The organism is Brucella lupini (assembly GCF_002252535.1).
GTDB classification, from domain to species: Bacteria; Pseudomonadota; Alphaproteobacteria; order Rhizobiales; family Rhizobiaceae; genus Brucella; species Brucella anthropi.
The window spans coordinates 31,870-54,749 of record NZ_NNRN01000059.1; the positions used below are offsets into that span (position 1 = coordinate 31,870).

The window sequence follows — 22,880 nt, forward strand, 5'->3', positions numbered from 1 at the left end:
AGCGCCATGGCAGGAGACGAAATTTAGATAGGTCGCACTCGTATTCTTGATCGAACGGGGTCCGGCAAGGAGCGTGGCGGAACCTCGCGCCCATAATGAAACTGCTGATGCAAGCTCGGTCTGCCGACAACTAGCGACAAGGGTGCGGTAGCCTCTCCACAGCAACCGTGAATGCCAGCTTCTGCCGAATCTAAGGCAACCAAGTGAACGTAGGAGATCGAAATGAAGATAAATCTGTGGCTCGCGACGCTAAGCGCTGTAATCCTTGCCTCAAGCTCTTCGTTTTCCGCGCAGGCTTACGTGTCGCCGCAAAGGGCCGCCGCCATACTAGCCGATGGCCAACCGTGGTCGGCCCTCGCACCGAACGGGAAGACGTTCAAAATCGTTTTCAAGAAGGATGGGACCGGAAGCATCCGTGGTCCTATGCCATTTGCGCTCTCTATCACCTGGGCGGTTCAGGGCGACGCAATGTGCCTCGCTGGCAAGATGGGTACCAGGTGCCTTCGGTTTCGCGAGATTTCCGGAGGGCTTCAGGGTTGGGACGGCGACAAGCCAGACCTGAAGTTCAGCCGATAGGACCGAAATTCTTTGAGGTTTTGGGCCACGTTTCCCGTTGGACGAGGAAAAAACGGAGATTACTCAATAAAATAAAGATCAATTGTCGCTCAGCAAACATTGGCCAGATGGTCCGGGTCGAGGCGATACCCCATCATCTGTATGGCAACCTCTTCGGTCGAGTTCCCTCCCCCAGAACGAGGCCGCGGGACGTATACCCCCGCAGGCGGCCCCGTGCCGCCTGCGCGTCCTGCCCACCCCAAGGGCGCCGGTCAGGTAACGATGCATCGAAACGGCCGTGCCTCTGAAGATGCGCCTGACGCGAGCGCTTATCGCTCTGGTTCCGATCGCTTTCATCTTGTCCGGATGCACGCAGACGCTGGGCAGAGCCCTTGGTGCGAAGGAGGCTGGAACAGCTACGATTCGCTGGCTACGGCGAGATCCGCACCTATCTCGACGTCCGTTCTGATGAAGCTCCACGAAATACCCTCGACTGGATGCCGGCGACCCGGCGGAGGTCACCTCTCTGATGATCTCGGGCGGCGCCTTCAGCGGCGGCGTGCTCTCTGCGAGGAGCGCGGAGAAGAGCCGCCCGCAATTCGATCTCGTCACCGGCGTCGACTGATCCCGAATAAGATGGCCGATTTCCACACAAATTGAGGATGACCCCGTTAAGAGCAAAGGGACACCCGGCTTGGCAGTAACAAGGGGAGGCTCACTGGATCACGTCTCCGCGAAAACGCCGTTAGTTGAAATCCTTTATGGAAAAAGACTCCGCATTGCGTAACTATCAGTTTCCGCAGTGAGGCCTTTCGGCCTCATTTTCGCTGACCGGTTCGCCGCACATCAGGGCGTGAGCTGAGAAGAGATATTTCTCAGTGAATACGCGCTGTCGGTCGCCAAGGCCGATTGATATTCAACTTTTGGAAAATGCCATGACATATGATCAAAAGAAAGCTCTGAACCCCGTTTCCCTCCGCCGACCTTTTGGGGCTTATAACCATGGGCTGATCATACCGCCAAACAGCAGCTTGCTGGTGACCTCCGGCCAGTTGGGAATAACCAGAGATGAGGCAATTCCTCCCAGTGTAACGGATCAGGCAGAACTTTGTTTTAAGGCCATCGCGGCTATTCTGGAAGAAGCCAACATGAGCTTCGCGGACGTAATCCGCATAGCTGGCTTCGTGACCAGGCGAGAAGACTTCCAGGACTATATGGCAGTGCGAGACCGTTATACCATGGAGCCTAAGCCTGTATCGACGCTCATCGTGGTAGGTGGTTTCACCAGAGCGGAGTTTCTGGTTGAGGTGGAAGTAACAGCATCGAAGGTGTTTTGATGCTTCACGCCCGGATGCTTATGTACCTCGATGAAGTGGTGCGATCGGGCTCGATCAGGAAGGCGGCGATGAAACTGAATGTCGCCTCAACCGCGATCAATCGGCAGATCATTGCCCTGGAAGAAGAACTTGGCCAGCCAATTTTTGAGCGAATGCCGAGAAGACTTCGGCTTACTGCAACGGGCGAAGCTCTGATTGAACACGTTCGTGACACGCTCCGCAACTACGATAAATTCCAGCAGAGGCTAGACAGCCTCAAGGGCTTGCAGCGCGGCCACATCAAGTTGGCGACGACTATTGGATTGGGCGGAGGCCCAATGGCAAAAATCGCTAACGATTACATGGAGAGGCATCGTGGGGTGCAGTTCCGCATTCGCGCCCTCTTTGCCGATGGCATTCCAAACTCTGTTTTGTCGGGTGAAGTAGATCTCGGTCTGGGCTTCAATCTGCAACCGAATCCAGGACTTAGAACAGTCTTCCAGTTCGATATTCCGATCGGTCTTGTCGTGCGACCAGACCACGAGTTGGCAGACAAGTCCATCGTGCGAATAGGCGATGCCGCCAGGTTTCCGATTGTGCTCCCAGAACCGAACATGAGCCTCCGTACGCATATCGACATCGCTTTATCGCGGCTGGCCGTCGTACCGACTCCGATATTGGAGACGAACTCCATCGAAATGATCAAAATGATGATCCGCCTGAGCAATGCTGTCGCATTCATGAACCCGCTCGACGTTGGGATGGAGCGAGCCGAGGGCTTGCTATGCTACCTCCCCTTGGCTGAAACGCCGGGGCAAACTCTAAAACTTGTCGCACGAACACGGGGATCGATCGATCCCGTTACCAGCGGCTTTGTAGAATATCTCCGTCATCGGGTTACTGATCTCGTTGCGGCCTTACAGCCGGCTCACCGAGAACAAAAAAGCACAACACCGAGATGAATTCGGCGCTTTGGAGATGCTGCCCGTTTTGTTAGCGTTGCGCAAAATGAGGGCAGATAATGAGTGTTGCAAAACGATTTTACTGGGAAGAGCGCACGACGCTCGAGTTTGACGAGCTAGCCGCGCAGGATTCCATTGCCATCCTACCCGTCGCTGCGACCGAACAGCATGGTCCACACCTGAGCGTCGCCACGGATAGCGCCATCGGTCGCGGAATGCTGGAATGCCTCAGGGAGCGAATCCCTGGCGACATTTCGGTATCGGTGCTGCCTCTTCAGGCCGTAGGCAAGTCCAATGAGCATCACCTGGCTCCAGGAACTCTTACCCTTCCTACCGAAGCGCTCATTGCGTCCTGGTTAAGCCTGGGTGAATGCGTTCACAGAGCCGGATTGCGCAAGATGCTGATCGTCAACTCCCACGGCGGCAACAACCCCGTTATGGACATCGTTGCCCGGGAGCTGCGCGTGAAGCTGACCATGCTTGTCGTGACAACGCAATGGAACCGTTTCGGCTTTCCGGACGGTGCCATCGATGACACCGAACGCCGGTATGGCGTGCACGCGGGCAAAGCCGAGACCTCGCTCATGCTCCATTTTCGGCCGGACCTTGTGCGCATGTCGAATTTGAAGAACTTTGTGTCTGCGTCAGCCTCCCTTGAAGAGTCTTTCACCCACCTTCGTGCGACTGCACAGCACAATATGGCCTGGTTGATCCATGACCTAAACCCGGATGGGGCCGTCGGCAATGCCGCCGCCGGTACGGCCGCAGTCGGCAAGGCCATCGCCGAGCATCAGGTTGATGGCCTAGTCGAGCTCCTGCGCGACATGAAGGAATTTGATCTTGACCGTCTCGTTCGCACACTCCCGGGTTCCTCGGCCGCGACACTCTCGCAGGCGAGGTTGATCGCATGAGCGACCGGGCACTGGCGCAGCTGAGAGCTGATCTGGCGGATATCCCGCAAATATCGTCTGATTTGATCCCCGCAAAAAGCCGCGACTTCTACTGGTTTTCACCCATTTTGAAGTCTGAGTTGAGCGATAAGGTCGCCGATCTTGTCGTGGTTCCCCAAACCCGGGAACAGCTGGAAAAGGTTGCGAGTGCATGTGCCAGGTGGCGTATTCCCTTGACCCTTAGGGGCGGTGGAACCGGCAATTACGGGCAGGCGGTGCCATTGCACGGCGGTGTCGTTCTCGACATGACCGGCTTCAACAAAATTATTTCCTCATCACCGGGCGTCGGGCGCTTCGAAGCGGGGTGCCGGCTGCTTGATATTGATAAGGCTCTCAAGCCAATGGGATGGGAAATGAGATTTTTCCCATCGACCAGGCGCTTTGCGACGATTGGCGGCTACATAGCCGGTGGCGCCGGCGGTATCGGATCTTGCACCTGGGGTCAGCTGGCGGATCCTGGCGCAGTGATTGCGGTGGAGCTGCTGACGGTCGAGGAGACACCGCGAACCATACAACTGCGTGATCGGGATGCCCTGAAGGTACTCCACGCGTATGGCATAAACGGCATCATCACTGAAGTTGAAATGCCGCTCGCACCAAGACAGCCTTGGGCCGAAGGAATTGTGACATTTCCGGACTTCGCTAAAGCCGTACAGTTTGCCCATCAGTTTACAGCCGCAGAGGGTATAGCCAAGAAACTTGTATCGATCCACGAGCCGGCTATCGCCCCCTACCTTGGCAAGCTCGCAAGCCATATTCCCGCCGGAACCGCTATGGCTATCCTCATGGTCAGCGAGCCCCAAATGCCGATGACTGCAATGATGGCTTCCGATTTTGGCGGGGAACTGGTCTTCGAAAGATCAGCAGTTGAAGCAGAGCGCGCAGCATTCGAAGGACACGCTGGCCTCCCGCCTTTGTACGAGTTCACCTGGAACCACACCACATGGCGCGCCGTGCGAACTGATCAAGCATTGACCTACCTTCAGCTTCGTTTTCCCGCAGGCGAGGAAGAACGACTTATCGCCGAGTTGCAGCGCAATTTCGCGGGCGAAATGATGCTCCACCTCGAATTTCAGCGGCGTAATGGTCGCGTCTTCGTGTCTGGTTTGCCCTTGGTCCGTTTCAGCACCCCTGATCGCCTTGGCGCGCTCATGCACGAAATCGAGGCTCTCGGGATCCAAATTTCGAACCCTCATACTTTCCAGCTCGATGGTGCCGGCTGGAAGCGCACAGACGCACCGCAGGCCGAATTCAAGCAGATTGCCGATCCTCTGGGACTTCTCAATCCGGGAAAGTTGAAAGCCCAGCTCTCGGCCGCGTAGACCGTCGAAAACAAAAAAAGGGGATCAAAATGAAAATGTCCAAAATCTTCGCCGCGGCAACGTTCTTGCTGACGGCCTCGGCGACAGCGCATTCAACCGAGACCATCAACGTAAGATACTCTTGGAAACTCAAGGGTGAATATGCCGCCTTCTATGTCGCCAAGGAGGAAGGTCTCTTTCACAAACAGGGACTCGAAGTCTCCTTGGGTGAAGGTGCTGGTGCGCCCGCGGCGCTAGCCGGCCTTCTTCAGGGAAACGAGGATGTCGTAGTGTTGCCAGCTGCATTCGCGCTGACCGCCATCTCCAAGGGAATGCCGATCAAGATCATCGCCCTGTACCATCCGAAAACTCCCTTGGGGATCATGTCCTTTCCGGACAAGGCAGTCCGCAAACCGTCTGATCTTGAAGGGAAGAGTTTCATCGTCGCCCCTGGCGATACCATCGCCACCTATCTCCCGGCGTTCTGCAAAGTCAACAACGTGGACTGCGAGAAGATCAAGAAGGTCTCGGTAGGAATTGAGGCCCGTAACAGCCAGTTTCTGTCTCGTAATGTTGATGTCATCGGCACCTATCTGAATGTTGACGGACCGCTTCTGGAACAGCAGGCGAAACAGCCGCTCGTAACACTGAGCCTGGCAGACAACGGATTAGTCCTTCCCGGCCTTTCGATCGTCACAAGCGATGCCAAAATCGGCAATGAGGCAGGGAAGCTTGCGAAATTCCTGAGTGTTGTGAGCCAAGGTATCAGCATTATGAAGGAAAAGCCGGCGGTCGCGGCCGATGAGCTTACCAAGAACTGGGCCGCTCCGCCCTCCAAGGATGTCGTCGAAAAGCAGGTTGTCGAAACCGGCCATGCAATTCCTCAAATAGCCGGGAAACCCTACGGCTGGGTCGACCCGGAACTGCTTCAGCACGCGGTTGAGCTTCTTAAGAGCGTTGGGGAGATTCCCGAGGTAAAGCCGCTCGACACCTATTACACCAATAAACTTCTGGCAGCCCAATGAAGCGAAGAAACCTGGCGGAGGTCACTATGTCCCTGGTTGGCAGTTCACAGTCCTTAAGTCACTCGATGAGCCCGCTGGTAAAAACCGAAAAGGCACAGGCAGCGAGGGTGAGGCGGGCGAGGCGGACACAAGTTCTGGAGCGTCTAGCAGCACCGGCCCTTGCCACGGTTCTCCTTCTCTCGTGGGAGCTGGTGAGCCGCTATACCGGCATCAGCGATTTCATTCTACCGCGGCCATCAGCTATTCTTGCGCGCATGCTTGCTGATCATCGTCTCCTGCTCACCCACGCCGGGACGACCGCTGCTGAAGTGTTAGGCGGGTTTACCCTCGCGGTATTCGCAGGGATAGCTATCGCTTTGGCGGTATTCTACTCGCGTATCGTCGAAGTAGCGCTCTATCCTATTCTGATCGCGTTCCAGACCGTCCCCAAGGTCGCGCTGGCCCCGCTAATCGTTTTGTACTTCGGCTATGGATGGGGACCGAAGCTTTTTTTGTCTTTTTTCATCTCATTCTTCGCGATTGTGGTCGCGACGGTGGTAGGGCTGCAATGCCTTGATCGCGGCTATGCGAACCTGGCCCGTGCGATGGGGGCCTCCGAACTGCAAATCTTCCTGAAGATCCGCCTGCCGGCAGCGCTTCCGAATATCTTCGGCAGCTTGAAAGTTGCGCTGACCCTGGCAGTGATCGGCGCTGTGCTCGGCGAGTACGTCGCAGCCGAACGCGGCCTCGGCTACATCCAGCTCCAGGCCAATGCCAACTTCGACACAACACTTAATTTTGCGGCCGTGGTTTCCATCGCTTTGTTGGGTGTCGGCCTTTACACTATGCTTCTGCTTGCCGAGCGGACGCTGGTCGCGAAGCGAGTTTCGAGCCGATGAATGCAGACGTGAAAATCCCGAGATCTGCGGTTCTGCAGTCACGCCGTTCAGCCAACGGCCTCCTGGTGGAAATGGAGGGCCTTTCAAAAAGCTTTGAATCCACGGGCGGCGAGGAGATCCTGGCGCTCGGTGAAGTGGACCTGCGGATCGAACCAGGCGAATTCGTTGCAGTCGTCGGGCCGAGCGGGTGCGGTAAAAGTACGTTGCTCTCCATGCTTGCCGGTCTTGAAAGTCCGTCGACCGGCGCATTGAAGGTCGACGGGCAGATCCTGACCGGGCCTCATCGGCATGCCGGCGTCGTTTTCCAGACGGATTATCTCCTTCCCTGGCGGACGGTTCTCGACAACGTTCTTCTCCCCATCGAGATCAAAAAACTCGACCGCAAAGCGCACATTCCCATAGCAGAAAAACTTCTCGACCAGGTAGGACTGGGAGGGTTCGGCTCGAAGCAACCGTTCGAGCTTTCCGGCGGAATGCGGCAGCGCGCCGCGATATGCCGGGCCATCATTCAGAATCCTGGTCTTCTACTGATGGATGAACCATTCGGCGCGCTGGATGCTTTGACTCGGGAGCAGATGATTTCCGATCTCCAGGCGCTTTGGATGCGGCTTGGCAACACGGTTGTCTTCATCACTCACGGCATTGACGAGGCAATTTTCCTGGCGGACCGGGTGATTGTACTTTCGCCACGGCCGGGCCGGATCGATCTTGAGGTCAAGATCGACCTGCCAAGGCCGCGGGTCTGGGCAGACGCTCATCTTCATCCACAATTCCACGAGGCAATGGTGCAAATTCGCCGCTGTTTCGAGCAGCGCGGCGTTCTTCGCAGCTCAACTTAAACAAAGAGGGAGCCTGACAATGCTTCTTTATTCACCTCCGCAAGCCGCGACTTCTATTCCCGTAATTGACATCAGTGATCTCACCCGCGCGGGCAAGAAGAAAGCTGCGGGCGAGATCCATCGCGCGTGCCGGGAAACCGGCTTCTTCTATGTGTCTCAGCACGGCGTTGCTGCAGAGCTTATCGCGGGCCAATTTTCCGCGGCGAAGGCACTCTTCGACCTTCCCCTTGAGCAGAAGATGGCCCTCCATATGAAAAACTCTCCCGCGACAGCCGGGTATGAACCGGTAGGGGGACAGGTCCTCGATAGCCAGGACGACAAGAACACCAAGGGTCCGCCCGACCTAAAAGAAAGTTTCTACTCCGGCGCCGAGTTGTCTGAGACGGATCCGTGGTTCCAGCGGCGCATTCGTGCGTTTGGGCATAATCAATGGCCTGATCTGCCGGGCTTCCGTGCGCAAAACCTCGCCTACCGCGAGGCTGTCTCGGACCTTGGAGACCGTATTCTGGCTTTGATGGCGTTGTCGCTCGATCTCGACGAAAACTGGTTCAAATCTTTCTATGACGCCCCTTCAGCGACGCTGCGCATGATCAAATATCCGCCACAACCTTCAGGCGCCACGTTCAACCAGATTGGCGCCGGTGCTCACACCGACTGGGGCGGCATCACGATTCTGGCGCAGGATGACGTGGGTGGCCTTGAGGTTCGCAATGCCGATCACGAGTGGATCACGGCTCCTCCGATAGAGGGCACGTTTATCATCAACCTCGGCGACCTGATGGCCCGCTGGACCAACGGCATCTATAATTCCAACATGCATCGCGTGAACAACAACATGAGCCAGAAGGACCGGTATTCGATCCCCTTCTTCTATTCTCCGAATCCCGATGCTGTCATCGACGCGATCCCGACCTGCGTCACGTCCGACAATCCTCGCCAGTTCGCAACGTGCACAGCCGCCGAGCACATAGGGGAAATGTTCCGCCGTTCGTATTCGTTGGCCAAGATTGCTTGAGTAATTCTCGCTAAGCCTCTCCTGGGGCCTTCACTATTCCGAGGCCGCGTTGAGACGCGGCTCCGGCCCTCCCTCCTGCCAAAGCTTTCTCTGGGCGGTCGTGCAACGTCGGAACGAGTGTACGGTGTCATCAGACCATTCGCTGACGTTCGACTTTGCGGCATCACAGAAGCGCGCGTCAGCCATACTGTCTTTAGCGTTCCGCCGGCCGCGGTGTCATCTCGCCGCCCGAGCGGCTTGCTGCAGCAGTTTGAAGGCCGCGTATCGCCGTCCATGCCACTCGGCATCGTCCTTGCTTGGAGTATGCACCTCGCCAAGAGTCGACATGCTTTGCATTGCCTCGTAGACCGAAGGAAAGTGGCCGCCGGCGACCGCCGCCAGAATCGCCGTCCCCAACAGAACTGGTTCGGGGGACGTCGAGGAGGTGATGACCGTCCCGGTGGCGTCTGCAAGGACTTGCCGGACTGTCGGATCTTGTCCAGCGCCACCACTTACGACGACGGTGTCGATCGAGATGCCTCTCGCGACCTGGGCGTCCAGTATCTGCCGAAGTCCGTAGCCAAGTCCGCAGACGCCCGCCAGATACAGGCCGACGAGGCTGTCGAGGTCGGACGCCATGCCTAGTCCCGCGATCACTGCGCGAGCGTTTGGATCCGCAAACGGAGCTCGATTGCCCAGGAACTCCGGTACGACATGCAACGATCCGACGAAATGCGGTAGACGGGAGGCACCGCCCAATTCGGCCGCTTCGACGGCCAGCCATTGGGTCAGGTTCATCTTGCATTCCGACGCCCGTGCAGCAGCCTCGCAGGCGGCCGGATGGTGGCGGACAAGGTGGTCGATTGCAGCGCCGGCGGCTGACTGTCCTCCTTCATTGAGCCACAGACCGGGCGCCATCGCGGAATAGTAAGGACCCCACACACCATCGACGAATGCGGGCTCGGATGTCGTGGACATCGTGCAAGCCGACGTGCCGAAGACGTATGCCATGCGAGTCTGGATATTACCCGAACCGGTCGCGCCGACCGTCCCGATGCCGCCCGCGTGGGCGTCGATAAGGCCTGCGCCAACCGCGATACCTTCAGGCAAACCCAGTTCCGACGCAGCCTCCGCCGTCAGGCCATTTCCGAGCGGAGTTCCAGCATCGACGATCTCGGTGCCAATCCGGACGAATCCTTCCCCAGCCAAGGATCCGAGCCCAATGCCTTCGAAGTAGGACGGGTCCCAACGACGCTCATGCGCCAGATAAGTCCATTTGCAGGTGACCGTGCAGACCGACCTTGCGATACTTCCGCTCGATTTCCAGGTCAGGAAGTCGGTAAGGTCCATAAATTGCCATGCGTTGGCGAAGGTATCCGGCATATTCTCTGCAAGCCAGAGAAGCTTGGGGGTTTGCATTTCGGGCGAGATCGTCCCACCCACGTAGCGGAGCACATCTGCTCCTGTCTGATTTATCCGGTTCGCCTGATCGACCGCGCGGTGATCCATCCAGACGATGATGTTGCGCTGGACATTGCCTGACGGGCTCACTGAGATCGGCTGGCCGTCCTGGCCGAGGACGACGAGAGAACACGTCGCGTCGAAGCTTATGCCCGCAACCGCGCTGCGATCAATCCCGGCATTCTCGACTGCTTTGCGAACGCTTCCGCATACGGCCTGCCAGATATCGGCGCTGGACTGCTCGACAATGTCGCCGGGCTCGCGATAAATCTCGATGTCCTGCTTCGCGGACCCGAGCATGTTTCCGCGAGGGTCGAAGACACCCGCTCGCGCGCTCCCGGTCCCGACGTCAACACCGATGAAAACCACAGGATTGCTATCTGGCATGGTTGGCTCCAATTACCTCGGGGCGGCGAGGTGCCGCTTGATCAACTGGACGCAGCGCCGGGTCTCTTCGATGCAGTCCAGATGCGGATCGATGTCAGGGATCCATCCCTCGTATTCGATGTTGATGATGTGAGAGCGTGCGCTGTCGCGGATCGCCGACATCATCTCGGAGATTGGGAAGTGAGGCTCTTCGCCTGCCTCGTCCAAACGCAGAAGCTTGGCATGTACAAGGCGAGCGAGCGGGAGGCATTCCTCGAAAAGTGGAAGTTCCGCAGGGGCCGGAGGCGCTGCTTCCTGTCTCTCGACATGAGTGAGCGGCAGGTCTTCAGTTGCGACGCGCCAGGCTTCGAAGTCGGGTACGACGGTCAGCTCTGGCTGCGCGATCTCCCGGACCAGCTTCGTGACCGCTTGCGGTGTGCAAAATTCACCCTGTGACCGTCCGGATTCCAACCCCATCGTGAGCTTGTATGACCTTGCCAAGGGAACCAGCTCTTCGACGATGCTCCTAAACTTTTCGCGGCCTCGCTCGGTCATGTATTCGGGCAGGGAATCCACTGGCGTCATTACCACGACCTGCGCGCCGAAATCCGAGGCTATCTCAAAGCAATTCTCGATCTGATCGATGAGTTTGTTGAGCGACGCGGTTTCGACAGCTCCGAGAATGTCGGTGTAGAACCAGGTCGACGCCACGCGCAGCCCGGCGTCAGTTATTCTGCTCCGGAGAGTTCGTCTCGCTCGAGCATTTGCGTACTGAGGCAGGCGAGAATAGTCCTCGTTGATCTCGAGGGCGTCGATTCCGAAGCTCTCGAAGGTAGGCAGGAGATCCTCAAGAGAACGTCCTTCGGCGATTGTCAGCTTCTGCAGCGACCACGTGCTGACCGCGATTTCGTGCTGGACTGTGGTCATGCCGCCAGCTCCATTTCATTCGTCAATTGCTGGCGCAGGGTTGGCCATCGCCCCTGCTGATCTATACTGGGGGTGTGGACGAAGAGCGAGACGTCGAAATCGACATCGATTCGATGCCTGCCTGCGCCGAGGCCGCGGCTTTGGACGTAGATTTCCGCCATCTCGCGCATATGCCACCAGATGTCGGCTATCGTCGGAAGCTTCTCGACGGCGATCCACTGTCCGCGCAGAACGAATCCCATCATTTTGGTGGGGACGTCTTCTCCATCGACCGCGACTGTCAGGCCTCGAATCCAGCCCAATGGATGCTCGGGATGGAGGAACTGGTTGCGTATCTCGAACCTGAAGTGATCGATGATGCCGTCGTCGTCGAGATCGACGTTGGCAATAGTCGACCCGAGCATCCCTTGCGGGATACAGTAAGCAGTGCCTGCTGGCATCTGATGTCCTCTCTTTTTCGCGTTTAACTAGTGGTCACCGCAGGCTGTGTCTTCGTTTCCGCACCCATGATGATGAGCGACAAGACCTGCTCCCGCGTCGCTTCTGCCGTATTGATCCGGCCGACCACGCGTCCTGCAGCCATGACCACCATGCGATCAGCCAGATCAAAGACATCGTCGATGTCGTGGCTGATGAGGATGATTCCCACACCCTTGCGCTTCAGCTGCTGGATGAGTTCCTTCACCATGGCAGTCTCACCTGGGCCGAGGGCTGCCGTCGGCTCGTCCATGATCAGGACGCGCGCGTTGAAGTAGACGGCGCGAGCGATGGCGATCGTCTGGCGCTGACCTCCAGACAGGTTCCGAACCGGCGTCTGCAGGTTTTTGAACCGGGGATTGATCTGGCCGCAGATCTCGACGGCATCCCGGACCATGGCCGGACGATCGTTGAAGATGCCGAACTTGCGTTTCTCACGGCCAAGGAACAGGTTGGCGACGGCGTCCAGATTGTCCGCGAGAGCGAGCGTCTGGTAGATCGTCTCGATGCCGAGTTCCTTCGCATCCTTGGGGCTGGAGATCGCCTTCTCTTCGCCACCCACGAGAATCCGACCGCTATCGGCGACGTAGGCGCCCGACAGGATACGGATGAGGGTCGATTTGCCGGCGCCGTTGTGTCCGAGCAAGCCGACGACTTCCCCCGGATAGACGGTCAGCGATGCGTCGTCGACCGCTTGAACGCCGCCGAAGGCCTTGCTGATGCCTTGGAGTTCGATCAAAGGCTGGTTGGTCATGGCTGCTCTCCCGAAAGGCGGCGCCGCTGCATGGAGCGCTTGTCCAGCTTGAGCAGCAGCCTGGTGGATTCGATGTCGAGTACGAGGGCGAGGAGAATGAGCAGGCCCTGGACGACGATCTGATAGTTGGCATTCACGCCCAGCAGATTCATGCCATTGCTGATCATGCCGAGAATGAGGCAGCCGAAGACGGTTCCAATCATATTCGCCCGACCGCCAAGAAGCGGCGTTCCTCCGATAACCACCGCAGTGATGACCAGGAGAAGAAGGTTGGAGCCTGCCGCAATTTGGGCCGATGCGGAGCGAGCGGTCAGGAGTACGCCACCGACAGCGAAGCATGCTCCTGCGATCATGAAGACTTTCAGGCGCAGACGCTCGATGTTGATGCCGGCGACACGCACCGCTTCCGGGTTGCCGCCGAGAGCTATGACGTGCTGACCGAACACGGTCTTGGTGGCTATGACGTAAAAAACAACCACCACGGGGATCAAAAGGAGCACCGGCAGAGGCACGGGACCAATCCGGGTGCGCGAGATGGCGAGGAATTCCGGCGGAAGATTCGACACGGGCACCAGGTTGGAGATGATGTACAGGGTTCCCGTAAAGAGAGCCCCGGTAGCCAGCGTCACGATAAACGACGGCAGGTTGAACCTGGAGACGAGCGCGGCATTGAGCGCGCCGCACGCGGCACCCAGAACGATGCCTGCCATGATTGCCAGTTCGACAGGGATTCCATACTGCGTCATGAGCTTGGCCATGACGACGCCCACCAGCGCAACCACGCCGCCAAGGGAAAGGTCGATTTCGCCAGTGGCCAAGACGAGCGTGTAGCCCAAGGCGACCACCGTCATCACGACGATCTGCTCCAACAAGGCCACAAGGTTCTGCTGAAGAAGAAAATACGGCGAAGTGAGGGACAGCGCGATCGCCAAGATGATGGAGAATAGCACTGCCTTGTTCAGGAGCAGGACGCGGCGCAGTGCCGTGACACCTCCGTGCTCCGCTAAAGGTTTTGAATCGGTCATGTCAACCTCAGGAATAGGGGGGCCCGCGGCGTGCCGCCACGGGCGCAGGTCATATTACTTGCTCTGTTTGGCGAGGAAATCGTCGACGTTGGAAGAGTCGACGGCATAGACCGGGTCGAGGTAATAGGTCTTTTCTTTAAACGAACCATCGACCATGCCGAGCGCGACGTCGATCATCTGGCCGTTGTCGCCGATGCTGGTCCCGACCGTCAGGGCCTGAGTTCCGGCCTTGACGCGCTCGAGAGCGTCGGGAGCGAGATCGTAGCCGGACACGAGAACGTCCGAGCGATTTCCCGAGATGAGCGTATTCGATACGCCGAGCGCCATGATATCATTGGCGGCGGCGATGTAGTTGATGTCGGGATGTGCGAGCAGCCAGTCCTGTGAAAGGTTCTGAGCGGTTGCGGTCAGCCAGTTGCCGTATCCTTCGGCAATGATCTTGATGCGATCCGGATGTTTTTCCGCGAAGGCCTTGATGGCGTCGATACGCAGAAGCTGCGCGGTCTGCGCCGGGGCGCCGTAAATGACGCCGACGTTCAAATTGACCTTCGGGTTGGCGTCGAGATATTTTTGAATCCAGTCCGTCGTCGCCTTCGAGTAACGGTTTTCATCGTTACCGTAGTAGGCAACGTCCGTCGTCGCAGCGACGGGATCGCTCGGGCGCTTGTCGAGGATCTTTACGCCCGCATCCTTCGCCGCCTGGGCAGCCGGCTGCGACCCAACGGCGTCAACGGCGCTGAAGATCAGGACGTCCGGCTTCTTAATGAGGGCGGTTTGCACGTCGGAGATTTGCTTGTCGACACTCGACTGGGCGTCGTAGACCTCCAGGTCGATCTTGACGTCCTTACGGGTCGAATTCAGTTCGTCGACGCGTTTCTTCATCGCCTGGAGAACTGCGTTCTGTGTGTCGTCCAAAACGTCCACGCTGTAGGCGATCTTGACTGTCTTTGCGTCCTGCGCGTTGGCCGTCGCGGAAAGGGCGACGACTCCAATGGCGAGCGCGGACAGGGTTGCTTTCATATTCATAGGTAACCTCCTCCTGGTCGTCGCTCAGTGGCGACGGAAACCATCATCCATGACAACGAATGCCACCGCTCACTCCTCTTTAGCATGTGGCATGCATACTTCTGCATATTATTTGCTAAAGTGCAAGGGAAGTTGCGTTCCGAAAACATAAATGCAAAAGTTAGAGGTGAAACTTGATTGAAAACGGCAGGTAGCATGCGACAGTTAGTTGGCGACGTGGACAGTCTCAGCATTGTTCTCGACCTCGTCCGGAATGGCGAGGCGACGGACCGACCGGAGCTCCAGAGAGTGACAGGCCTGGGTCGCGGTCTCATCAGCGACCGGGTGAATCAGCTCCTGGAATCGGAGATCATCGTTGACGGGGAAGCTGGCGTCTCGAGAGGCGGGCGGGCAGCGCGCGAACTTCGATTGAATGCTGGTGCGGGCGCGATCTTGGTTGGATTTGCAAACCTCACACACTTCCACGTGGGTGTGGCCGACCTCGCGGGACAGCTCTTGTCCACCCGCAGCCGTCCCAGCGATTTTTCCGCCGGCCCGCGCGACGCCTTCGCATTCGCGCAGTCGAGCTGGGAATCGATGCTCGCCGAACTCGAAATCGGGCGGGAAAAGGTATGGGGCGTCGGCGTAGGGCTGCCTGCGCACAGCAACCTTGAGACCGCCACCTTGATTGACTCGCCATCTCTCCCGACGAGCTGGATCGGCTATCCGGTGCGAGAGAGGCTGGCCTCGATATTCGACGCACCGGTGTGGCTGGACACGAGCGACAACATGTTGGCCTTGGCCGAGATGAGGACCGGGGTAGCGAAGGGCCAGCGCGACTTCATTTATCTGAATGCGGATCTCGCCATCGGATGCGGTGTTGTCAGCGACTCCAGGGTGATGCGCGGCGCGCAAGGCGCTGCGGGAAACATTGGTCACATTACGGTGGGTGGCGATGAACTTTGCAGATGCGGGCGACGCGGTTGCTTGGAAGCGGTAGCGGGTGGGGAGGCACTGCTCAGAGCGGCGGGCTCCGCGGGCAGAAGTGGCGAGAGTGCGTATTTCGCGCGGCTCCAGGAAGAGGGGACGCCCCTGCAGGTGGGTCACCTCGCAGAAGGCGTCAGATATGGTGACGAAACCTCGCAGCGCCTTGTTGCAATGTCAGGCATGACGATCGGAAGAGCTCTCGGCGCGACCATCAACGTTTTGAACCCCGCGGTCATCGTAGCCGGTGGTGCGCTGCCCCAGCTGGGCGATCTGTTTCTCGCCTCAATGCGCCAATCGATCTATGGCCACGCGCTTCCATTCGTAACCCGCGATCTCGGAATTGTTGTTGTCCAACAGACCGAGGGCTCGGGCCTCGTAGGGGCTGCACAGATGGTAATCGATCAGATCTTCTTGCCGCGTTGTCTTGCGAAATGGATTTCGGTTGGCCAGCCGACCTCAGCCGTTCACCGCTTAGGAGAGGCGTCCAATTAAAAAACCTCAATCCAAACAGAGTGAGTGGCTGCCAGCCGACCGCTTGAGTCACGCCTGGCCTGATGCTCATCGAAGTCAGTGGTTTCACCCGGCAGGAAGAGGGTTGATACGATGGTTCCGTCGGTGTCTTGAGTCCATCACTGCCGGGCGATCTGCCCGGCGAGCCGGAACGGAGTAGCGACCGCCGCGCCCGCCGCGTCGAAAACGAAAGCGCCAACGTTCCCACCGTTGCGTGCTCGCGCTTCGGCCTTTTCAAGTTCGCCGCCAAAGCGGGCGAGTGTTGCATACCGGTCGTGACCTAGGCCGTCGCTTGCCTCGACGGACGAGATATCGATGACCGAAACGTTCGCCTTTATTGCCGCATCCCTTATTTGCGGATCGGCTATGTCTACGAGACCAACACGGGGTCGTTCACCGCCCACCAGGCTCGACACGGATAACGCGCGGTCAGTCTTCGAAACAAGAAGTGTAATTGGGTTCTTCAGTCGACCTATGTCGAGGAGTTGTGCCCGGAACACATCGACGTCGATGTCCGGGGCCGCCAGGACAATTTGCAGCTTTCCGAGAACATCATCACGGCCTTCGAGCTTGAGCTGTCTTACCGCTTCCATAGACAGGAAGCCGCCCATGCTGTGACCGAACAGGATGATGCGCTTGACCTTCGGTGCTTTGGCAAGAACCGTCAGAACGCGCTCGAGCTCTGTCCTTGAATAAAGTGCCGCATCCCGGTCGGTGACGTATCCGGTCACGCTTGCTGCGGATGGCCAAGAGAACAGGATCGGGCTGATAGTACTGGCATCAGCAGCCATTTGTGCCGCCCTGAACAAGGCTTCCTGATACCGGTAGTTATATCCGTGAACGAAAAGAGCGACGGAGCCATCGGAGGTCGCCGCACGACCTGCGGCCTCAACCCACGACGCTTCGGTCAGTTGATCCCGTCCGGTGACCAAAAAATCCCGTCGTGTGTCCGGAGTACTGGACGGGTACCTGATGGCCGCGACCGTCCGTTCGCGCGGCACCGAGAAGTCGTAGCGTTCGTATGTCAGGTTCCCTGCCCAGTTGCTGCCGAAGCCACCGTCCTTTTCGACCTTGTTCCGGTTGGTGACGGCGAGGAGACTGACTTTCTGGCCCATATTCTGGCCTATCGAGACGGGCTCGAGGACCGTTGCTGACGGCCGCGATGCACATCCCGACAAAGAAGCAATCAAAGCTAAAAACACAAGCCTGCCGGATGACCGACTGAGAATGACAAAAAGCGATACGGGCATGAATGGATCCAACCGGTTGAGTTTTTTACGGGGCGCTTTCAACGCGCCAGTTTATACAAGGGTCACGCCGAGACGGTTGACACGTCTGCATCCTGGGCAGGTATCCGGAACCAGGCGATGTAGAGAGCCGGGAGGAACAGGAGCGTCAGGACCGTGCCCACAACGATCCCTCCCATCATGGCGTAAGCCATTGGTCCCCAGAATACCTCCCGCGAGATCGGTATGAGCGCGAGAGTGGCGGCCGCCGCCGTCAAAAGTATCGGGCGCATCCGGTGTTCGGTCGCTTCGAAGACGGCCTGCCACGGCGCGACGCCCTCGCTCCTCAGATGCTCGATCTGCACAACAAGAATAACCGAGTTTCGGATGAGGATGCCAATCAAGGCAAGCACGCCGAGGATCGCGACGAAGCCCATAGGCGCATTGCTAAGCAAGAGCGCCGCGACCACCCCGATCACGGCGGTCGGCGCGACGGCGAACACCAGGAAGAGACGGCTGAAGCTTTGAAGCTGGATCATAAGGATTGTCACCATTGTAAACAGCATCAGCGGCGCAACGGCGATGATGGGAGCCTGCGAGTCCGCGCTCGATTCCACCGAACCGCCGATCTCGACCTTGTAACCCACTGGAAGGGCGTCGGTGAACTTCTGCACGTCAGGTTTAAGCTGTTCGACAATGGTTGCCGGTTGTGTCGGTCCGACGACGGCGGCCTTTATGGTGACCGTCGGGATGCGGTCTCTTCGCGCGATCTTCGGTTGTTCGAGTTCGTAGCGGAATTTCGCAACGGCGGACAGCGGCACAGATTTGCCGTCCGCCCCCGGAAGCTGGAGATTGCGCAGCGTCTCGATCGATCCACGCTCGGCGTCTTCGGCCCGGCCGATGGCATCGATCAGATAGATGTCGTCGCGGATCTGGGTGATGGAAGTCCCTTGGACGACACTGTTCAGCACGTTCGCGATATCCTCGGACGACACGCCGAGCTGACGCGCTTTGTCCTGAAGAACGTCCACCTTCACGACACGCGTCGGCTCGTTCCAGTCATAGGTCATGTTAGACAGTAGCGGCTGGCGGTTGATCACCGCGCCGAATTTCAGCGCAAGATCGCGAACCCCCTGGATGTCGGGGCCACTGAGGCGGTACTGCACTGGCTTGCCGACGGGCGGACCAATGTCCAGCAGTTTGACGAAGGCATCGGTCCCCGGGAACGTCTTCGCAAGATAGGCCTGAAGATCCTTACGCAACCTGTCGCGCGAGTCGAGATCCTTGGCGACGATAACGATCTGTCCGAACCAGACAGCCGGCGTCTGCACGTCGTAGGAGAGGATGAAGCGTGGCGCACCTTCGCCGACATGGGTCGACCAATGGTCGATGTCGGTATTGCCTGTGAGCTTCTCGCGCTCAAACTTCGCCATCTGCCGGTCGGTCTCGGCAATCGTGCTGTTTTGGGGCATGCTCCAGTCCACAATGAGTTCTAAGCGGTCGGAAGCCGGAAAGAACTGCTGCTGTACAAGGCCGAGACCGCCAAGCGACAGTGCGAAGACAACCACTGTGGCGATGATCGTGATCCAACGCCAGCGCATGGCAATGCCCAGGAGCCAGGCAAAACCGCGCGCAACGCGGCCCTTCTGATCATGGTGAGATTTCATGGTTTTCGGCAGGATTGTCACGCCCAGCAGGGGGGTGAATAACACTGCCACCACCCAGGAAGCGACAAGCGAAACGGCAATCACGACAAACAGGGTGAAGGTAAACTCGCCCGCCGCGCTGCTGTTGAGGCCGATCGGGATGAAGCCGGCGACAGTAACGAGCGTACCCGTCAGCATCGGGAATGCGGTCGAGGTGTATACATGGGTCGCAGCCGTGCGCAGATCGTCGCCCACTTCAAGCCGCGCAACCATCATCTCGACTGCGATCATAGCATCGTCCACGAGAAGTCCGAGCGCGATGATCAACGCGCCCAGCGAGATGCGCTGAAGTGAAATGCCAGTGTATTCCATGACGACAAAGGTGATGGCCAGAACGAGCGGAATCGAGATCGCCACCACGAGACCGGCCCGAAAGCCAAGGCTGATGAAGCTGATCGCGAGAACGATTGCGATGGCTTCGAACAGGGCTCGGGTAAAGCCGGAAACCGCTTCTTCCACGACAGCCGGCTGGTCGGAAACCCGTTCGACTGTCACGCCGATCGGGAGATCGGCGACGACGCGCGTCATAGCCTCGTCCAGCGCCTCACCAAACGTCGTGAGATTGGCACCGGGGGTCATGCCGACGGCAAGGCCAATCGCCGGCTCGCCCTTGAAGCGAAACAGCGACGTCGGTGGATCGACGTAGCCCCGCTTTATCGTCGCAATGTCGGTCAATGGGAAAAAGCGGTCGTTGACCCGAAGATTGATCGCCTTGAGACTGTCCTCCGACGTGAACTGGCCGCTAACCCGAATTGCGATCCGTTCCGGCCCTGCGTCGACGAAGCCGGACTGGGCGACGGCGTTCTGCGCCTGCAGCGTCTCGATGACGGACTGCTGATCGATGCCAAGCGCGGCGATTCTGCGGGTCGAGAACTCGAGATACACGACCTCGTCCTGCGCTCCGATAATGTTGATCTTGCCGGCGTTGGGGACGTTCAGCAGTTTCACGCGCGTGTCTTCCACAAGATCCCTCAGCTGCCGCTGCGTCAGGCCGTCAGAGGTGAACGCGAAAACGTTGCCATACACATCGCCGAAGCTATCGTTGAAGAACGGACCCACTACACCACTCGGGAAGTCGCCCTTGATGTCGTCGATCATATTGCGGACGCGTACCCAGTTGCCTGCCACGTCCTTCGCCTTGGTGGTCGGTAGAAGGTCGACATAGACCGTCGCCTGTCCTGCAATCGTCTCGCTGCGTGTGAAGTCGAGGGCGTCGAGCTCCTCGAGCTTCTTCTCGATCCTGTCGGTGACCTGCCGCGTGACCTCTTCTGCGGATGCACCGGGCCACCGCACATTGATGATCATCGTCTTGACGGTGAAATTCGGGTCTTCCTCGCGCCCGAGATTCAAGTAGGAAAAGGCGCCAGCAAGACTAAAGACGATCATGAAGTACCAGACGAGCGAGCGGTGCTCGAGGGCCCACTCCGAGAGGTTGAAAGGTTTCAAATCACGGACTCCTGATCGATACGGACGGTCTGACCGTCTTCAAGCGTGTTGACGCCGGCGGTGACGACGCGGTCGCCGGGGTTGATTCCTTCGGTTACAGTCACAGTGCCACCCACGACCAACGGCTCGGCGATGGTCACCGAACGCGACGACACCTTTCCGGTCGGGACGTCGATGATCCAGACAAATGCATTTGCTCCGTCCACTCGCACAGCAGATGAAGGCAGTCGGATGAGCGGTGTTTCACCACTGCTGGTACTGGCCGTTATGACTGCTCCAAGTCGGAGCGCTTCCGGTGGATTGACGAGGGTCAGCCGTGTCCGCCGAGTGCGGGTTGTGTCCTCCGCTTCGGGTGCGATCTCGCGGACCAGCCCCTTGGCGTGGATCGCTGGGTCGAGTTGCAGGGCGACATCGAATTCCGCTCCAGGCTTCAGTAACACACCTGCAGCTTCGGGAACGTCGAGTACGGCATCGCGCTCATCCGGCTGCGCCAGGGTGACAACAGTCTGACCGGCGGAGACCACCTGACCGACGTCGGCGGAAGTTGCGGTGACAAGACCGTCGAATTCGGCAACAAGGCGCGCGTAGCCAAGCTGCTCCTTGGCCTTGTCCAAATTGGCCTGTGCCTTATTGACATTGGCTTCGGCGGTCTCACGTTCCTGTTGCGCGGTCTCGAACGTGGCCTTCGTCCCGCTTCGCCTCTCGAACAGGGTGCGTTGCCGACCCTCGTTGATGCGGGCGTTGACAAGTTGCGCCTGGCTGTTGGAGAGGTCAGACTGCGCGCTGCTGACTGCTAGCTCGAGCGCCAGCGGGTCAATAGTCGCCAGAACATCGCCCTTCTTCACGAAGTCCCCGACCAGCACCTTGCGGGTGACGATGCGACCGAGAATGCGGAAACCGAACTCGGTCTGCACCCGTGCTTCTACCGTGCCCGGCAGCGAGAACGCCGCCGATGGGGACGGCTCTGCGATCTGGAAAAGAACGGGTCGCGGTTGCACAATTGCGGTTTTTTCTTCCTTCTCACACGCCGACAAAAGCGCCAGGGTCGAAAGCAGCACCGATAGCTGAAGAACTCTCTTCATGGCGTCGCTCCTTCGAAAGTCACGACGTCGCCGTCACTCAGAAACTTGGTGCCGTTGGAAACAACCACGTCGTTTGCGTTCAGACCAGATCCCACAGAAAATCGTTCGACGGCGTAGCTGGTGACACCCACGGGATGAAGTGACACCGCCCGGGTGTTTGGGTCGACAAGCCAGACGGCGGGACGTCCATCTGAGGATGCCATGGACGACCAGGGCAGCTCGATCACCGTTTGTGGCTTGTATCTGGCAGTCACGACGACACTGCTGCCGAGCGGTGCATCAAGCCCACCTTCAAGACCAAGCTTGACCCGGATGGTTCCCGTCGTCGTGTCAAGGCTGGGTGAGACCTCGCGCACTCTTGCCTTGTACGTCCCGCCGCCGGACAAAAGCCTGACCTCAGCCACGTCTTCGACCCCGCGACCGAGCAAAGCGGCCTCATCAATATTGATAACGGCATCCCGCGGGCCGTCATAGGCGAGCGAAACAATTGCTTGAGCAGCTTGCACGACCTGACCGACCTCAGCATTGCGAGCCGTGATGATGCCGTCGGCCTCTGATTTCAGGACCGTTTGCTGCAATGTATCCTTCGCTGTATCCACCTGGGCCTCCGCCGACCGGACGGTGGCCTGTGCGGTGAGAAGGGCCTCACGCGCGCTGTCGACTGCGGCCTGGGTCGTCACGGAAGTAGCGATCAGGCTTTGCTGACGGGTATATGACAGTTGTGCCTGGGTCCTCTGCGCCTGTGCGGACCGGAGGTTTGCCAAAGCCACCTGCAGATCGGCCTTTTGCTCTTTGTCATCGATACGCGCGAGAACCTGCCCGGCCTTCACGTGGTCGCCGACGTCCACCATCCGCTCCGCAATTCGTCCGCCGACACGAAAGGAAAGGTCGGCCTGGATGCGTGCGCTGATTTTGCCGGAGGTCGAGGTGGTACCGGAAACTTCCGTCGCCTCAATGACGATCGTCTCGACGTATCGCGCCTCCTTGGGCACAGGCTGTTCCGCGGGAGCGCAAGCTGTTAGCAGTGCGAGCGATATCGCCGGACTGATGCGCGTTAGTAGGGCCATGATACGCTTCTCTTGGTGTTC

At 58.5% G+C, this 22,880-nt stretch carries 20 protein-coding genes; 10 read left to right on the forward strand and 10 right to left on the reverse strand.

The features are described 5' to 3' along the window. Positions 1-222 precede the first annotated feature (222 nt). The 9 genes from CES86_RS22925 to CES86_RS22970 all read left to right on the forward strand — a co-directional run bounded on the left by CES86_RS22925 (position 223) and on the right by CES86_RS22970 (position 8,841). Positions 223-576, forward strand: coding sequence for a hypothetical protein (locus CES86_RS22925; RefSeq protein ID WP_094515516.1), 354 nt, complete (start codon positions 223-225; stop codon positions 574-576). A gap of 914 nt (positions 577-1,490) precedes the next feature. Continuing rightward, the gene (locus tag CES86_RS22935) at positions 1,491-1,892 is read left to right on the forward strand and encodes a RidA family protein (RefSeq protein WP_052820760.1); all 402 of its coding nucleotides are present in this window, start codon (positions 1,491-1,493) and stop codon (positions 1,890-1,892) included. A gap of 20 nt (positions 1,893-1,912) precedes the next feature. Continuing rightward, positions 1,913-2,833, forward strand: a complete 921-nt coding sequence (locus tag CES86_RS22940; protein ID WP_158001536.1) for a LysR family transcriptional regulator — start codon at positions 1,913-1,915, stop codon at positions 2,831-2,833. 59 nt (positions 2,834-2,892) lie between these two features. Then, positions 2,893-3,744, forward strand: a complete 852-nt coding sequence (locus CES86_RS22945) for a creatininase family protein (protein WP_052820759.1) — start codon at positions 2,893-2,895, stop codon at positions 3,742-3,744. 62 nt (positions 3,745-3,806) lie between these two features. Beyond that, positions 3,807-5,105 carry an FAD-binding oxidoreductase gene (locus tag CES86_RS22950; protein WP_235820007.1) on the forward strand — a complete coding sequence of 433 codons (1,299 nt, stop codon included), beginning with the start codon at positions 3,807-3,809 and terminating at the stop codon, positions 5,103-5,105. A gap of 29 nt (positions 5,106-5,134) precedes the next feature. Next, a complete protein-coding gene (locus CES86_RS22955; protein WP_003501864.1) occupies positions 5,135-6,109 on the forward strand; it encodes an ABC transporter substrate-binding protein in 975 nt (324 codons plus the stop codon). Positions 6,110-6,135: 26 nt separating this feature from the next. Then, on the forward strand, positions 6,136-6,987 hold the full coding sequence (locus tag CES86_RS22960; RefSeq protein WP_234823804.1) for an ABC transporter permease: 852 nt from the start codon (positions 6,136-6,138) through the stop codon (positions 6,985-6,987). Continuing rightward, positions 6,984-7,826 (forward strand): ABC transporter ATP-binding protein, encoded by an 843-nt coding sequence (locus tag CES86_RS22965; protein ID WP_082179025.1) that lies wholly within the window; start codon positions 6,984-6,986, stop codon positions 7,824-7,826. Before CES86_RS22960 ends, CES86_RS22965 begins: the two co-directional genes overlap by 4 nt. 19 nt (positions 7,827-7,845) lie before the next feature. Continuing rightward, on the forward strand, positions 7,846-8,841 hold the full coding sequence (locus tag CES86_RS22970; RefSeq protein WP_052820757.1) for an isopenicillin N synthase family dioxygenase: 996 nt from the start codon (positions 7,846-7,848) through the stop codon (positions 8,839-8,841). Positions 8,842-9,057: 216 nt separating this feature from the next. Here CES86_RS22970 and CES86_RS22975 read toward each other — a convergent pair whose 3' ends face one another. The 6 genes from CES86_RS22975 to CES86_RS23000 are packed head-to-tail and all read right to left on the reverse strand — an operon-like array spanning position 9,058 to position 14,856. Then, the gene (locus tag CES86_RS22975) at positions 9,058-10,668 is read right to left on the reverse strand and encodes an FGGY-family carbohydrate kinase (protein ID WP_052820756.1); all 1,611 of its coding nucleotides are present in this window, start codon (positions 10,666-10,668) and stop codon (positions 9,058-9,060) included. Positions 10,669-10,680: 12 nt separating this feature from the next. Next, positions 10,681-11,574 carry a sugar phosphate isomerase/epimerase family protein gene (locus CES86_RS22980; protein ID WP_052820755.1) on the reverse strand — a complete coding sequence of 298 codons (894 nt, stop codon included), beginning with the start codon at positions 11,572-11,574 and terminating at the stop codon, positions 10,681-10,683. Beyond that, complete coding sequence (locus tag CES86_RS22985; RefSeq protein WP_052820754.1) at positions 11,571-12,014, reverse strand: C-glycoside deglycosidase beta subunit domain-containing protein; 444 nt, start codon at positions 12,012-12,014, stop codon at positions 11,571-11,573. Before CES86_RS22985 ends, CES86_RS22980 begins: the two co-directional genes overlap by 4 nt. Positions 12,015-12,037: 23 nt before the next feature. Beyond that, on the reverse strand, positions 12,038-12,805 hold the full coding sequence (locus CES86_RS22990) for an ATP-binding cassette domain-containing protein (RefSeq protein WP_003501878.1): 768 nt from the start codon (positions 12,803-12,805) through the stop codon (positions 12,038-12,040). After that, complete coding sequence (locus CES86_RS22995) at positions 12,802-13,830, reverse strand: ABC transporter permease (RefSeq protein ID WP_003501880.1); 1,029 nt, start codon at positions 13,828-13,830, stop codon at positions 12,802-12,804. Before CES86_RS22995 ends, CES86_RS22990 begins: the two co-directional genes overlap by 4 nt. Positions 13,831-13,884: 54 nt before the next feature. Next, a complete protein-coding gene (locus CES86_RS23000) occupies positions 13,885-14,856 on the reverse strand; it encodes a sugar ABC transporter substrate-binding protein (RefSeq protein ID WP_003501882.1) in 972 nt (323 codons plus the stop codon). A 195-nt stretch (positions 14,857-15,051) separates the two neighbouring features. Between CES86_RS23000 and CES86_RS23005 the strand changes: the two genes are divergently transcribed. Continuing rightward, positions 15,052-16,314: an ROK family protein gene (locus CES86_RS23005; protein WP_052820753.1), complete on the forward strand. Its 1,263-nt coding sequence runs from the start codon at positions 15,052-15,054 to the stop codon at positions 16,312-16,314. 137 nt (positions 16,315-16,451) lie between these two features. Here CES86_RS23005 and CES86_RS23010 read toward each other — a convergent pair whose 3' ends face one another. The 4 genes from CES86_RS23010 to CES86_RS23025 all read right to left on the reverse strand — a co-directional run bounded on the left by CES86_RS23010 (position 16,452) and on the right by CES86_RS23025 (position 22,859). After that, positions 16,452-17,582 (reverse strand): alpha/beta hydrolase, encoded by a 1,131-nt coding sequence (locus CES86_RS23010; RefSeq protein WP_052820783.1) that lies wholly within the window; start codon positions 17,580-17,582, stop codon positions 16,452-16,454. A gap of 62 nt (positions 17,583-17,644) precedes the next feature. Beyond that, entirely contained in the window at positions 17,645-20,710 is a 3,066-nt protein-coding gene (locus tag CES86_RS23015) for an efflux RND transporter permease subunit (RefSeq protein ID WP_080823932.1), read from the reverse strand. Then, a complete protein-coding gene (locus CES86_RS23020) occupies positions 20,707-21,792 on the reverse strand; it encodes an efflux RND transporter periplasmic adaptor subunit (protein WP_052820751.1) in 1,086 nt (361 codons plus the stop codon). Before CES86_RS23020 ends, CES86_RS23015 begins: the two co-directional genes overlap by 4 nt. Further along, entirely contained in the window at positions 21,789-22,859 is a 1,071-nt protein-coding gene (locus CES86_RS23025; protein ID WP_052820750.1) for an efflux RND transporter periplasmic adaptor subunit, read from the reverse strand. The genes CES86_RS23020 and CES86_RS23025 overlap by 4 nt, the downstream gene beginning before the upstream one ends. Positions 22,860-22,880 lie beyond the last annotated feature (21 nt).